We start from the raw sequence: 14,047 nt of genomic DNA, 5'->3' as shown, positions 1-14,047 counted from the left end.
TACTGAGTCAAGTCGGGAGATGTGAAAAGTTGGATAAAATATAAAGAAATGTAAATTTATTCACTTACTTTCAGAACTGCTGTGGAAATCAAGAAGTTCTGGATATTGAGAATTAGCAAGTTTAAGCTGTACCACGTTTTCTTATGAAATTATACCATGATTAAGACTAATTTTGTGTTGAAATCAGATCATTAATAAAAATTAACGTTTGTTATTTAATTAAAATAAATTGATTAATAAGAGCGCTACGCGCAAAATTTACAACCATTAAAGAGGAATTTGCATGAACACAATTATGCTTGTAGGTCGCCTCGGTCGAGATCCAGAAATCACCTACTTTCAATCTGGATCGTCTGTGACAAAATCTTCTCTTGCCATCAAGAGAAAGATGTCTGATGAAACTGACTGGTTTTCCATTGAAGCTTGGGGAAAAACAGGTGAGGTACTTACTAATTACACCAGAAAAGGCAGCCTCGTCGGTATCGAAGGTCAAGTAACCGTCGAAAGCTGGACGGGAAACAACGGCGAATTTCATTCAAAACTGGTTGTGAAAATCCAGCGCGTAACTCTTCTAGAGAAACGCGATCGAGAAACACAAAGCGCAACTCTTCCCAAAGTCAACTCTTTCGGAAAAATTGCCTACAACCACAACGGCAAAACTCCTGTTTCAGCAAAGGTATTTTAACATCTATCTTTGCTGAAACTAACTAATCATACCAATTTACAGCATATTCCATGTATTTGTGTACGCGCAATTTTGTCAATCTACGTAGTTAGTCGATCGAGAATTTTGCTACTGTACTTCATGAACCTGGAATATGCTGTATTATGGTGTGCTGTTTCTGGAGTCTGACTAGGAAAGAATGAAACTGCGAATGCCTCCGGCACGCTATGCGAACGCATATTGGGATAGCATATTGCTTCTCCAAATGCCTGCTGCATTTAAAGATACTATCGAAAGCATAGACACTGATGATTAATCTGATTCAAAAGCGTGCAACTCAAGAGCAACTTGAAGAAATGTTAGAAATCCTTAGCAGTTATATTAAACTAGCAGTGGATATCGAAAGGGGAATTTTGGCAGGAGGTGGAGAACTTCACGCTGATTGCGAAGCTGTCTTGCTCGAAAATGGGAGCAAGCAAGTAGATATTTGGGGAGCAGATTGGTATCCGCTTACACAAGAAGTAGGATACGAATCTTTAATCAATATCCGTCCCCGCCAAAACAATCGTTCGATGGAAATTCAAGATCCGATAATTAGACAACAAGTTGCTCGAATCGTTCAACAGTTATTAGGAGGGTTATGAGAGATTGGAATGCTTTAAAAGAACGCTATTTGCAAGACGAACTACCAATTCGCTTGGGAAATTTAGCGTCAAATCTGGCACGAATTAAGTCTCGCTGTCAAAATGTAGCTAATGGCGAAATAATTGAAGGTTTGCTGCAAGAAAGTAAGCTGTTTATTGAATGGACGGCTCAAGATGCAGAAATAGAAATAGCTGCTGAGTTAGTTGAGTTGCAAATTCAGTTAGCTTGCTGGCAGTATTCTTGGGCTGGGATTTGGGAAGATGCGGAAAAACGAAATAGAGTTGGAGAAGAAGGAAGAATTTGGTCAGAAAAAGTGCTGAATATGTCGGGTTTGTTGGCTGTAAATTAGATAAACAGCCAATGAATCTTTATGTGTGATAGGCAATCCTCTCCGTAACAGCGATCGCACTGGAATGGTCAACTACCCACCACTAAATTAAATATTCGAGTGGGGGCTTGAAAATCAAGTCCATAGTTGACCATTCTAACTCTTTACTGACTACGTTATCAAGCATGAAGCTGCATAGAACATAGACAAGCCGAAAAAAAACCAGGGTTCGATTTTTTTTGTTACCCTGCAATTCTATGCAGCTTTATGTAAATTTGGTATCGCGGTATCGAATATTAGCAATCAACCACATAAATACAGGAGAAACTCTCATGATGCAAACTTGCACGCTATCTCTGATAGTCATAAAAGATGACGAGTATGACTTCAGACAACAAGGCGAGAATAGCCTTGTTACAGGCACTGGAATTTTTGAGTTTCGCGGTCGGGAAGACATGGAATTTGCTAGCATTCCATTCTCTGCCAAAAATCTGTCTGCCGAACTCATTGAGTCTCAAAATACTGACAAAATTTTGTGTACCTGTAAAGGATACATCACATTTGAAGAAAATATTCCTGTCTTCAATATAGAAGATGCGGAAATAACGAAAATCAACACCCAACCACAGCCAGAAACTCAAGTCAAACCGGAATTCGCATCAAAACCAACTGCAAAAAGCCAAGGTAAAACAAAACCGGAATTTCAACCGCAGTCCAAATCAAAACCTGCTTCTAAACTGCAATCGGAAGCAGAACTGACTTCGTTTGAGAGTAGCTTTCAAACTGAGATGGAACTATACGAGAGTGAATATACTCACATTCCGTTTTAGATGAGTTTAGAAAAAATCCCCAAATGGGGATTTTTTTTCAATATTCTCCGATTTTATAACTTATACATATTAAATAAGTTGTTAGATAAGTTATTAAATAATTTGCGATAATATTGCTATAAGCCCAACCAGTAGAATATAAATGCCAGCCCTATGTAGTTGGCGCTCTGCGCTGTGTAATTGAACTCAGCTCAGAACTAAAAAAATGGCAGAAATTTTCCCACAAATAACTTTGCTCAATGAAGGATGGAAATTTGTCCTCCACTCTAAAAAATCCGGCGAAATAATCAATCCTCAAGGCACAAGACAAACTGCCTATTTCGGATTCGATTCGCAAGCAGCAGCCGAAAAATTCATGAAGCTGCTAATAACCCACGGATGGGGTGATTGCCAAATCCGCCACTCAAAAAGAATCAATACTTGTCAAGTAGAAGTGAAAGTCTGGCACTGCCCTGACTTTTTGTTGAAGCCAGAAACAATCACTAAAACAGTAGGTTATGCGAAAGTTGGTCAGTTTTACAAAACTTATTTGTTCACAAAGAATGGTCAAGCGCAAAAATACAAAAATCTCACAGAAGAAGAACTTCAAAATGCCCACCAAGTCTGTGTTGAGGTGGGGTAGAAATTAGTAGACTGTACTAATTTTGCCAAGTGGTTTTCTCATCAATCAAGGCTGGCCAGCGCTCCGCGCCAGTAACAGCACAAATTCGCATTCGCAAGCTAAAAAATACCATGAAAATCACATCAAGCCACGTCGTATATGTCAGCAGCTTAACTACTTGCTGCTCTAGCCCTGACACAGTAACGCTATTTGAAGGCTTCAACGAAACTAGCGTAACCCTGAAGTTTGGTACGGAAAGTGTAGAGGCTTTATCAAGTTTAATCAACCACCTCAAGGTGACTTTAACCCACCTAACAACTGCAAAAATTGAAGAGTTAGAACGCCTTCAAAATCTCCATTGCACTTGCCAAGAGTCTTACCACATTGAACCATTAGGGTTCTGAAAAACTCAGAAAAACTGACGATAAATGTTAACAAAGAGAATTATAAATTTATAGTCAACTAATTCTCTTTTTTTTTACAACCTAATCATAACAGCGCTTCGCGCCTAGTTTTTGATAAATCACAACTCAAACACATGAAAACAAAAGAAGAACTGCTTGAGTTACTACCGGGCTTTTGCGGTAGCGAAACATTGTACACCCATCGGCTAATTCAGACGACGATCGAACTAACGGAAGGTGTCATGTTCCTCGTTCGAGAAGCAGAATGTACTTGGTTAATCGACGCAATTGCATCATACCAACCAGACATCAAAAAATCTGGCAATGAAATGCTCAAAGGATTCCAAATCTGGGAACTCACAAGACAGCAGGAATGTGAATTTTTGCTGATTTGTAAGGAGGATTCAGAAACACCACCCGCCTACAGCCAAGAAATAGAGTTTTCGGACTTCCCGCTAGACGAAATTAAGCTGTGGTTGTGCAACACCACTTTGCTATTACCGTCCGAATACTAAACTGATTTAACAGTCCACACCAAAATTAAAGATTTTAGTTGGGGAGTGCGCTCAACATTTGTGACTCTTACACATTGTAATGGCACTAGAAGGCTTCGAGATTGTTCGCAGTCTCGAAGCTCTGCGTTAGATCAGAATGACAAAAAATTATTCTCACTACGTAAGCCCTAATTTAGCTCAACCGAAAATGTTCTAAATCCTACATAATGAAGGAAACGTGCAATCATTGCACGTTTCCTTTTTTTTTAAAGACTGTGGCCAAGACAAAAGTCAAATCACTTCTAAAAAGTTCTGCCGCAGCAATAAATACTTGTTTTCAATTACTTGACCTTCTTTCACGCCGTAAACCAGTTCACCATCAAAAATCATTGCCTCTTCAAATTCCCACAATTGCTTAATTTCTGATTGGTTCATTAAATCATTCCGCTCTTCTCCCCCTACAACCCAAAATCCGTCATCGCCTGGTAGACTAGGACAAAATTTATAAGACGGTACACCACGAACGCAATAAACCGCATATTCTGGAATGTCTTGAGGCATCAACAAATCCCTAATGTCCCTCAAGGTGTTTTTTGCTGAAACAACATCTAATACCATAAAAACTCCTAATTTTAACCTGGAAATTGAAATGAAAATCGAAATGGAAATCGAAAAAAATCAACACAAACTTATAATCAACCTCCCAATTCCGAAGAATTTTTGCTCTTAGCAGGTAATGCCTGGAGCTTAGAAGCAGATTCCCGATCTTTTTCCATATACTGCTGGACAACATCCCACTGTTTTGGCATCGACTCGTAATGAGCAGCTTTCATTTCCTCCTTATATTCTCGGACAGCAGCAGGTGTCGGACGACTTTCTATCCGCTCGTTTTTCAAATGAACTTTACCGTTGTCCGCTTGCTGGATGCTTGCTTCATACTGTTTCAAAGACTCTGATAAAGTCTTCGTATCAAGTACATCACCCGTTACCTTCATTCTGCCAGCATTCTGAACCCTGTCTTGATATTCTGGACTGCGGTGCAGCTTTTGAGCATCCGCAGCCCACTCTACAAAACTGTTCAATGAAATGCCATCAATCTTCGGTTGAACCTCTTCTTTTATCCTGGTAAATCTCGCAGTCGCTTCTGATTGATATAAGTCTTGAATCGGTTTAATCGAGCCAAGAGCATAAGCATCTTCCGATGACGATTTCCAAGATTGTTCTTGAATTTCCTTATTGATTCTCCGAACCGAATATACTTCGGAATGCTGCTGCTTCAAAGATGCCGGACACACCGCCTCGTATGCTTGAGGAGCCGATTCTTTAACCTTTAAATGAATGTCAATGGTAGTCGCCGGTGTAGGGTCTTCTTTCACCATCGATTTCGCCGAATCTAACCTACTAGCACTGTCACCGTGCTGACTTTTGAAAACAGCCGGTGCTGTACCGGGTTCTGCACTGACGCCCAGCGATTTCATTGCGACGCGCCCTATTGTATCAACTGAACCTTTTACTTCGTACCCAGCCTCTGTAGCGGCTTTCTGTACTCCTTTAGCGTCGTTTACTACTGCCGCTAAGGCAATATCGTTTGGGCGATCGCCTTTTTCTCCAAACAAGGCTTTTTGATTTGATTTTGACATCAAATCTACCAAATACACAGCCTTAGATGAATCCTCCGCGACCGCAGTAACTGGTTGAGATAAATCTGCTCTTGGCGGCTCTACTGCTGCTTCTTTTTCTGCTATTTTTGCTTTTCTTGTTGGCATATTAACCATCCTTTTTTATTGTTAAATTACTTCGTTGTTTTCTGCTGTGGCAATGTTAAATGAGACTGGCAATTAGATAAAGCTAACTGATAACCTCCTACAAATGTAAGCAGTGAAAATAACCCGGCTGCTAGCAGAAATTTTAAATCTAATGTTTTCCCGCTTCGAGTAACTCCTGAACCAAAAAAAGTCCCATCTGGTTTAGATAACGGTTCAAGTGCCGAAGCCTTTGCCTGGAGTGCATAATGCTCGGCTATAGATTTAACCTCAAACAGCCATTCTTCCTGCTCTTTCGTAATGCTATTAACCCGCTCAAGCCAATTGAAAAATACTCCATCAAATATAGATGGAAGCAATCGCAAAAGAAGTTCCAATCTCTGCATTCTCAGAAGAGTGTCAAATTCGGGGTCATTCGGAGAAACATCGTGGTTCTTAGAAAGTTCTTCTACTACATCTTTTTTAAACTCTTCCACGCTAGTCGGTATATTTTCTGGGGCAAACCACTGAACTATTTCCCGAATTTTTTCGTAATCCAAAACTGCGGTCTTACCGGAATCTAGTTCTGGCTCGCTGTCAAAATCTTCTATGTCGAACTCTGTTTTGTTCACCTTCTTACATTCTCCTTTACAATTAAAAAGTTGTAAACTGTTAACTATCAAATATTTTAATTTTTATCCTAAAAGCCACCATATCAACTATTAATTGTTTAAAATTTCATCCTAAAAACCAAACTATCAAATATCTATCAATCTTCAACTGTTTAAATTACTTCCTAAAAACCAGACGTTCACCTGTCACCTGTCACCTGTCACCTGTCACCTGTTACCTGTTACCTGTTACCTGTTACCTGTTACCTGTTACCTGTCACCTGTCACCTGTCACCTGTCAACTGTCAACTATCAACTATCAACTATCAACTATCATTGCAACTTGATAATTGCTCGAAACTAGCTCTTACGAATCGAAATACAGCCGATCGCGTTTTTGCATAAAATTCAAAATTACCGATCGCATCTTTGTCTGAAAGTGCGTTCAAAAAAGTAACACCCGTGCGGGAAAGCCAATTCATGTGCCCAGCAGTCAGTTTAGGCAGAGCCATCGACTTCAAACTGCCTGCTTCTTCCCGTTCTAAAAACCAATCTTCGCCGCACCATTCCCACTTGCTAGTAGAGCCAGACCAATAATTCTCAAAATGCAAATTGCGTACTAAAATATGTATCAATTCGCCTCCGGTTAATTCCAAAGATTTTTGCAGGGCTGATTTAGACTCAACCGTACCGTCGCAAACCCACCACAGGAAAATACCCCACCCATTCTCAACAGCAGCACTACCGACGCTGTTAGATGCAGCCCAGCAGGCAAATTCACTTCCTCGCCGGCCCGGTAAATCAATAACCGCCGATCGCCCCTGACGAACTAATTCCAGCGCCTCACAAGCCCAATCCAAATCATCGCAGCGGGGAGGTTCCATAGTTTCGCATTTAGATTTAAAAAGCTTCTTCAAATTGCCACCTCTCCCCGCATCAAATAGCGCACAGCCTGGAATCCACTCAGCCAAAAGCTTGGCAACAATAGACTTGCCGCTGGCGTCGCTTTCTCCTCCTACAAAGTGCAGGAAAGGCTTTGTAGAAGCGCAAAAATTAAAGCTAAAGGTTTCCATTTTTTGCTCCTTTATTAAGGTGTTAATCTTAGCAGCTCACAAGCACAATTTAAAGCTAAAATTTTTCATTTTTGGCTCTTTTATTAAGTGTTGACAAATTAGCCTCCCACAAGCACAATTTAAAGCTAAAATTTTTCATTTTTGGCTCCTATATGAGTCATCACTATGTCAAATTGAGTGCAGACATCTTCCAAAAACTTTCGGCTTCTAATACTAAATAAGGGTTTTCCAGACCTCATAGTCTCTGCTACTATTTTTAAAGGCTTCTGTTCTTCCTCAAATATTTTTCGATCGGGCGCGTACATCGCCGGCAGGTTCATAATGAAAAATCCAGATACACCTGCTCCATCGAAATTAGAAACCCCCGCAATTTCCATTTCAACTGAAGCGTATAGCAAAGGAGTTTTTTGGGGTTTGAGCTTCATAAAAGCTTCCCGCTGTTCCAAAGCCTGCCAAGCCACTTCGCTTTTTTCCCGGCCGTAGTTGCGCACCCAAACGTGTCGCATCCAAGAACCAAACTCGCGCATTGAATCAGCAAAAAGCGCTAAAGAGGAAGGCGTCCCGTCGGAAACAAACCACATCACTGGTACTATTCCGAGCTCTTTTACCACATCTGCAAGAGCATTGCGGCGGGCCCACTCTTTAAAAGAATCGAATGCCTGAGCTGGCAAATTTACGATCGTATCTTGCACCATCGCTTTCTCAATAATTGCATCCGCTTCGGAGGAAAGTTCTTCTGATTCTGAAAACAAACTGGTAATACACCGCTCCCCCAACTGTCCGCCGTACCAATTAGAAACGTCCGGTTTTGTACGATCGCAGTCGATGGCACAAAAATCTTCTCTTTTCAATTTCTCGCTCAAATAATGCACCATCAAGCGACAGCAGGTTGACTTACCCACCCCGCCAGATTCTCCTCCCCAAAAATGTACCCAGCGTGCCTGTTCTGGAAGCGAAAACAACTGTTGGGAATCTGCGACTGCTACACCTTCTTGTCCATTTTGAGTTCCATCTAAACCGTAGTTGTATTCGCCGTCAGCAGCAAAACTTATGGTTCCGTTCTCTGCATCCATAGCGTCTCCTAATTCTTGTTTTTTTCTAGCCATTATTTTGATTTAATATCAGAAACTGGTTGCTCAAATCGCTGTTAAGCTTCAACCTTTTTAAAGTTATCGCTCAGATTTTGGAGCGACTTCTTGATTGAATGTAATAAACTGATTGCTAAAATCGCTGTTAACTCGAACGTTTTAAAAGCTATCGCTCAGATTTTGGAGCGACTTCAACGCCATAACCCGAGCTTCTTCTTCCGACATCTGATTCTCTGATAAAGACTCTTCTGCATATCGTTGCCCTACTGAAATATCTGCCGTCGCAACAGAACTACCGGAACCAGACATTCTTTTTAAAACCTCAAAACATGACAAAACTAATTGTTTATAATCGCCCGCACTAATTGAAATGAGGGGTGCTTCTTCTAAATAAGAACTAGCAAAAGTGTCCACCTCTCTGAGTTCTCGCCGCATCCACTCAGCACACTCTTTTAATTTTCTATCATCCCGACAACCTGCAACTTCCTTGGCACGCAGTTTCCACATTAATCTCAATGCCGGCCAAACATAAATTTCTGCTATCTCCTTTTCGTCAACGCCAGAGAATAACTCCAAAATATCGCGGTCGGATGTGCCTTCTAAACCTCTCAGTTTCACGGTTATTTGAGTGTATGCTGTAGTTGAACTACGGGTTAATTTTTGCTCCGGCTCCTGATTTTTCTCAATGTTCTCCACGGTTTTTGCTCCTTCCTATAAATCAATTAGGACTTACGTACTCTCGACACTTTTGCTAGTGAAATTTAGACATTTTCTAGCCTTTGAAGTGGCTGAAAACTATTCTGGGTATCAAATCTGCAATTCATAGGAATTATTCATCTCTGGGTTCTCCTCTGCGTTCTCTGTGTCCTAGAAAGGTTAAATCATTCCGATACAACCGGAAACGATATAAATCCAAAAAGTCGATGACCTCAAAACGGTCGATAACCTCAAAACGGCTGAAACCCTTTTCAATACAAGATTTATATCCAATTAAGCGAAAAGTGTTTCTCCATCTAAGTTTGAAGCCATTTTTACCTCGGTTTTTGTCTAAGTCCCACTAGGATTTGAGATTCGGAGTTTACTTACATAACGCAGTGAAAGGAAACCAAACGTGAATGATATAATTAATATCTCACTCAATGTCTCCTGGACTGTCAATAATTTAACGGTTAACTGATAACTCTCCTGCGACAGCGGTTTCTGCTAAGTAAACACCGTAAGCATCCAGCAACCTGTTACCCAACTCAAAACCATCTAAAGAATGAGGCAAAGATTCACCTGCGTGCCAAATCAGCTTAAAATTTGTGACAAAAGTCTCCTCTAATTTCAACTTTAAATAATCGGCTGTCCCACCACAAAATACAAGTTGCTTGCAACTTTTTGGTATCGAATTCTTCAGCCAATTTTCCAGCACTCCAAAGTAGAGCGGTTGCGCTTCCTTAACGGCTGCCGACAGTTCAAAGCTCAGCTTGTTACCGGCCCATCCCCCAGCAGCTACCACTGAAACCAGTTCTTCAGGATACGTGTTATTGGTTCGCTTGGACACCTCTCTAATCAGTGCATGAAATCCCAAATTTGAAGTAGAAATTACTTCTAAAGTTCCTCGCATCGATACTAATATTGATGCGTTTCGATACCCTAACATCGCTATTGCAATGTCCGACTTTCTCAACTCATTTGGCATCCGAGCTGCTAGCAAGTAAAATATCCCCGCACCTTCTGGCAAACAGCGTACTGTACTAACGTTTACTTGAATTTCTCCTGTCGGTGTCACAAAATTATTAGCTACTTCTTTTATCCTTTCGGCTAGCGCTAATTTCGAGTGCATTTCGTTAGCTGGAAGCAGCAGCGACAGAGAAGCCTCAAATTGAGAACCCAACTGCAACCTCTCAGAAGCCACCCACAGCATCCCCAAAACTTTGTATACTGCCGTAGCAACCTTTGCTTCTGCCAATCGCTCCTTTCCCAAAAAGTGCGTTCCTGCCAAGTATCCCAGTGCCACGTACTGACCGTTCCAGCCAACCCAGCAGCAGTTTTCGGGGTCAGATAGCTTCAAGGATACCTGCAACTCGGCAGCGCTGGAATGCGGCACTGATACTGCATAGGGTTCCATATAACTTGAAGTTAATTTGGCCCCCTTGGACGAACTCATTACTGACTTCACTCCGCAGCCTCCGAAGTCTATACTAGCTACTAATTTTTTTGCGGATAATGCCATATTTTTACGCATGAATGATTCATATCAAACATGAATGATTGGTATTTTAGTATCAAACATGAATGATTGGTATCGCAGTTAATTATTTGGCCGCCGTCAAAAGCTCAAATAATTAATTGCTTTTTACCTTTTTAACCCAAGGGGGACTGTTTTAGCGATCGACCAAAAGATATATCTATTTTTTCAAAAAGCGTGAAAAAATTGAGTTAATATTTGCGCGATGGTTAAGATTTATCTAAAAGATTGTTAATATTTTTACAGTCAGTATTGACCTCGGACAAAAAACCACGGCGGAACCGTGGTTTTCTTGGAGTTACGCATTGCTTGTCGCAGATTCTCGTAGCAGCGAAAGCGCGAAACTGCTAGTTACGCTTCCAGGGAAAGTCCGTATTTTCGGTTCTGTTCGGCGATAAATTCTTCTAGGCTGGAAAATTGACCTTGCTCGAAATCGTCAAGTCCGGGTTGAATGCCTTCCAACGCTTCAAAGAAATCGCTTTCATCAAAGCTGAACCCGAAAGCGAGGACGGCTAGAGCAATACTGGCTATATCTCAATACGGTTGACTTAAGAAAAATCTGACTTGCCAAAAATGCCTGTATTGCCAGAAAATCGTCATATGAAATTCATCAAAAAGCGTTAAGTAAACCGTATTGGGTTATATCCTGCCCTGTATTCTCGGCGCGTTGGCGGAGAAGTGCTTCAATTTTGGGTGGTAAGGTAAGCGTAAGACACATAAAAATTTTGTGGAGAGTTGACTTTCTTGTGGCATAGGTTTGCAACAGTTGGAGCGAGATCAAAGCTAGAGTCGGCTAATTTATCGCGAATAATTTCAGATTAGTTTTCATCGCTTTTTCAAATTAGTTTTCATCGCTTGAACGATCTGAATTGTCATCCAATTCTTCCCCTGGAAAGCAAAAGTTTCGGACTTTGTTCTTCAGCATCAGTCAAAGTAATCTTGCGCCTGCCAATCTGCTCGATCAACTCACTCAAGCTCAATCCCCGCTCTCTGGCAATAGCTCGAAAACCTTCCCATCCCGCAGATGTTACCTGAATGTTCCTTTGCTTTTTTGGCTCCTCATATCGAGGTTCGCCTCCGCCTAACTTCAAATTAGCCAGGGAGTTGGGGTGGAGCTGCGTTCCTTTTCTTGGGGGCATTTGGCAACATTATCCTTTCTCTATTTTCTTTATTATCCCACATTGTTTGTTTTTTTCCATGTTACTATATTATTTATGGAATAAACCCATGCCAGCAGAACTCTTCAAGCTGGTGTCTGGCTTTATTGCTGGCAAGTTAAGGGCTGACTTATTTCAGGAGGCACAAGGAAATGCACCCAACTCAGGAGACATCGGGCAACGAGCAGCGTCAACCGTTCGTAGTTTTGCGAGGCTCAACAGGAAAGCGCCACCACGCTGTTGCGGACTCGCCACGGATTGACCCAGAATTCAAAGCGCTTATCCCTCCTTTGACTGCGATCGAGTTCGCTAGCTTAGAAGCCAGTATTCTTGAGGAAGGATGTCGAGACCCTTTGGTGGTTTGGGCGGAGGAAAAGCTTCTCCTCGACGGCCACAACCGATATGATATTTGTACCGCGCACGGCATCCTCTACCAAACTGTAGAGATGTCTTTCGACAGCCGGAATGCAGTCAAGGTTTGGATGCTCCTCAATCAACTGGGCCGCCGCAACCTCACGTCTGAATCAGTCAGCTATTTGCGCGGCACTTGGTACGAGCTGACAAAGCAGTCCCACGGCGGGGACAGAAAATCAAGTGGTCAAAATGACCACTTGAAAACAGAGGAAAAGTTGGGGACACAGTTCAATGCTTCCCCAAAAACAATTCGCAGAGACGCTGAGTTTGCTAAAGCAGTAGACACCCTGAGTTCTATTGGAGGAGAGGATATGAAGTGGAAAATATTAACTCGTTCGGCGGGGATGACCAAGAAGCAGGTCATCGCTTTGGCGATTGACGCTCGCAGCAGTCCGGCTAAGGTTGCCAAAACTTTACAGGGGTTTGAGAACAGGCGCAAGCAAAAAGTAAAACCTGAAGGTGAACCTACTATCGCCCACCACCTGACGCTCAAAATTGGTTCCCTAGTAGAAGTGTACGCGCCAGATCGCGAAGATGTTAACGGCCGGTTAGGCCGCATTCAGTCAGTCGGGGAGAAAACTGCCACTGTGTGGATGCGACACATCCCTACTCTTACCATGCAGTTATACACCTTCAAACACTCGGCTCTCACTGCTGTCCCGCTCGAAAATCAACCGGGACTTCAAGAAATTTGCGATCGCACTGACAGACTTCACAAATTAGGAAATTTAGATCCATTTGAAGTAGAAATTCTGAACTTGTTAGAAAGAACAACTGCTCTTACACCCACCGAATTGCAGTATTTAGAACAGATTGAGAACAGACACAAACTTGATTGAGTGCCTCACAACTATAGTTGGGGGGTGCAGGAGTGGAAAGCAGGCTATCTCCTGAATCAAGGAGAGGATGGAGGAATAGAATCAATATTTGCCAAAGCAAAGTTGAGCATTTCTTCTGCCCGATCTATTGTTTGCACTGCGTCTGTTTGTGAGATTTGTATATCAGCGTTATAGTCAGCTTCTAATCGAGTTTTTTGGGCATCTATTAGGTAACGATGGAACTGCACCGGAACCCTCCCCGAACGAGCAAATTTTTGACCGAAACCGGCGATGACAGCGGAGTGGCGAGAATAAGATAATTTCTCTGACTCTAAAAATGCAGTGACTGTGTAAAACATCACATAATAAGCGCGGGAAGCGGCAGAATCAAAAAAGCCTTGGTCACATAAAACCCGTGCAGCCTGCAAAGTTCTATCAGCTTTATCAAGTAACCTTTGTTGCTCTGGGTTCATATTGGGACTCCTTCGCGACGGATATTGCGAAAGAAACCGCTTTCATACTCTTGGTACTTCTGAAGTGTGGCAAACATACAGCTAATCACGACAGTATGTTCTAAGCATATATCGGCAATCAAAACAGAAATACGCTCGCTTTCTTGGGAGTAATTGAAGGGTTCTTTGAGAAGGATTAATATATCAATATCGGAGTCCGGTCTAGCATCACCTCTGGCTTGGGAACCATAGAGAATGATTCGGATTAACTGTTCGCCATAAAGATTTTCTAATCCCTGGCGGGTTTGGGCAATAATTTCTTTGAATTGAACATTGATCGTTGAAGTTGGCATAGTTGTTTATAAGCCAATCCATGATTTTTTTAGCTAAGATATTGGCAATATACCAATTATACTGGCAAATGATGCTCGCAGTCGTCCGGCTCAAGTTGCCAAAACTTTACAGGGGCGATGTCGTTCGGTAAAACCTGAAA

18 protein-coding genes are annotated in these 14,047 nt (G+C 41.8%); 8 read left to right on the top strand and 10 right to left on the bottom strand.

All coding sequences use genetic code 11. The features are described 5' to 3' along the window. Positions 1–283 precede the first annotated feature (283 nt). The 7 genes from ssb to JGK36_RS01250 all read left to right on the top strand — a co-directional run bounded on the left by ssb (position 284) and on the right by JGK36_RS01250 (position 3,987). Positions 284–685, top strand: coding sequence for a single-stranded DNA-binding protein (gene ssb / locus JGK36_RS01280; protein ID WP_293196066.1), 402 nt, complete (start codon positions 284–286; stop codon positions 683–685). Positions 686–972: 287 nt separating this feature from the next. Further along, the gene (locus JGK36_RS01275; protein WP_293196064.1) at positions 973–1,308 is read left to right on the top strand and encodes a DUF5674 family protein; all 336 of its coding nucleotides are present in this window, start codon (positions 973–975) and stop codon (positions 1,306–1,308) included. Next, entirely contained in the window at positions 1,305–1,658 is a 354-nt protein-coding gene (locus JGK36_RS01270; RefSeq protein WP_293196062.1) for a hypothetical protein, read from the top strand. Before JGK36_RS01275 ends, JGK36_RS01270 begins: the two co-directional genes overlap by 4 nt. 311 nt (positions 1,659–1,969) lie before the next feature. After that, positions 1,970–2,467: a hypothetical protein gene (locus tag JGK36_RS01265; RefSeq protein WP_293196060.1), complete on the top strand. Its 498-nt coding sequence runs from the start codon at positions 1,970–1,972 to the stop codon at positions 2,465–2,467. A gap of 205 nt (positions 2,468–2,672) precedes the next feature. Beyond that, positions 2,673–3,089: a hypothetical protein gene (locus JGK36_RS01260; protein ID WP_293196058.1), complete on the top strand. Its 417-nt coding sequence runs from the start codon at positions 2,673–2,675 to the stop codon at positions 3,087–3,089. A 110-nt stretch (positions 3,090–3,199) separates the two neighbouring features. Further along, positions 3,200–3,472, top strand: coding sequence for a hypothetical protein (locus JGK36_RS01255; RefSeq protein WP_293196056.1), 273 nt, complete (start codon positions 3,200–3,202; stop codon positions 3,470–3,472). Positions 3,473–3,606: 134 nt separating this feature from the next. Beyond that, the gene (locus tag JGK36_RS01250) at positions 3,607–3,987 is read left to right on the top strand and encodes a DUF6876 family protein (RefSeq protein ID WP_293196054.1); all 381 of its coding nucleotides are present in this window, start codon (positions 3,607–3,609) and stop codon (positions 3,985–3,987) included. A 270-nt stretch (positions 3,988–4,257) separates the two neighbouring features. Here the strand turns inward: JGK36_RS01250 and JGK36_RS01245 are convergent, their stop codons facing one another. The 8 genes from JGK36_RS01245 to JGK36_RS01210 form a co-directional block, all read right to left on the bottom strand. Beyond that, positions 4,258–4,584, bottom strand: coding sequence for a hypothetical protein (locus JGK36_RS01245; protein WP_293196052.1), 327 nt, complete (start codon positions 4,582–4,584; stop codon positions 4,258–4,260). A gap of 77 nt (positions 4,585–4,661) precedes the next feature. Further along, positions 4,662–5,732, bottom strand: a complete 1,071-nt coding sequence (locus JGK36_RS01240) for a hypothetical protein (RefSeq protein WP_293196050.1) — start codon at positions 5,730–5,732, stop codon at positions 4,662–4,664. A 26-nt stretch (positions 5,733–5,758) separates the two neighbouring features. After that, positions 5,759–6,340, bottom strand: coding sequence for a hypothetical protein (locus JGK36_RS01235; protein ID WP_293196048.1), 582 nt, complete (start codon positions 6,338–6,340; stop codon positions 5,759–5,761). A gap of 305 nt (positions 6,341–6,645) precedes the next feature. Next, entirely contained in the window at positions 6,646–7,392 is a 747-nt protein-coding gene (locus tag JGK36_RS01230; RefSeq protein WP_293196046.1) for a hypothetical protein, read from the bottom strand. A 125-nt stretch (positions 7,393–7,517) separates the two neighbouring features. Further along, on the bottom strand, positions 7,518–8,498 hold the full coding sequence (locus JGK36_RS01225; RefSeq protein ID WP_293196044.1) for a hypothetical protein: 981 nt from the start codon (positions 8,496–8,498) through the stop codon (positions 7,518–7,520). Positions 8,499–8,639: 141 nt separating this feature from the next. After that, entirely contained in the window at positions 8,640–9,176 is a 537-nt protein-coding gene (locus tag JGK36_RS01220; RefSeq protein ID WP_293196042.1) for a hypothetical protein, read from the bottom strand. Between the two features lie 466 nt (positions 9,177–9,642). Further along, complete coding sequence (locus JGK36_RS01215; RefSeq protein ID WP_293196040.1) at positions 9,643–10,698, bottom strand: ParM/StbA family protein; 1,056 nt, start codon at positions 10,696–10,698, stop codon at positions 9,643–9,645. Between the two features lie 887 nt (positions 10,699–11,585). Then, positions 11,586–11,852 carry a hypothetical protein gene (locus JGK36_RS01210; protein WP_293196038.1) on the bottom strand — a complete coding sequence of 89 codons (267 nt, stop codon included), beginning with the start codon at positions 11,850–11,852 and terminating at the stop codon, positions 11,586–11,588. A 170-nt stretch (positions 11,853–12,022) separates the two neighbouring features. Between JGK36_RS01210 and JGK36_RS01205 the strand changes: the two genes are divergently transcribed. Then, positions 12,023–13,123 carry a hypothetical protein gene (locus JGK36_RS01205; protein WP_293196036.1) on the top strand — a complete coding sequence of 367 codons (1,101 nt, stop codon included), beginning with the start codon at positions 12,023–12,025 and terminating at the stop codon, positions 13,121–13,123. A 56-nt stretch (positions 13,124–13,179) separates the two neighbouring features. Here the strand turns inward: JGK36_RS01205 and JGK36_RS01200 are convergent, their stop codons facing one another. Together JGK36_RS01200 and JGK36_RS01195 are read right to left on the bottom strand one after the other, a co-directional pair. Next, positions 13,180–13,575 (bottom strand): HEPN domain-containing protein, encoded by a 396-nt coding sequence (locus tag JGK36_RS01200; protein WP_293196034.1) that lies wholly within the window; start codon positions 13,573–13,575, stop codon positions 13,180–13,182. Beyond that, positions 13,572–13,907 (bottom strand): nucleotidyltransferase domain-containing protein, encoded by a 336-nt coding sequence (locus tag JGK36_RS01195; RefSeq protein ID WP_293196032.1) that lies wholly within the window; start codon positions 13,905–13,907, stop codon positions 13,572–13,574. The genes JGK36_RS01200 and JGK36_RS01195 overlap by 4 nt, the downstream gene beginning before the upstream one ends. Positions 13,908–14,047: the final 140 nt, after the last annotated feature.

It is taken from the genome of Microcoleus sp. PH2017_35_SFW_U_B (assembly GCF_020737865.1).
Taxonomy (GTDB): Bacteria; Cyanobacteriota; Cyanobacteriia; order Cyanobacteriales; family Microcoleaceae; genus Microcoleus.
Note: the sequence above shows the minus strand (reverse complement) of the source record. Positions and strands in the feature narration are given on the sequence as shown.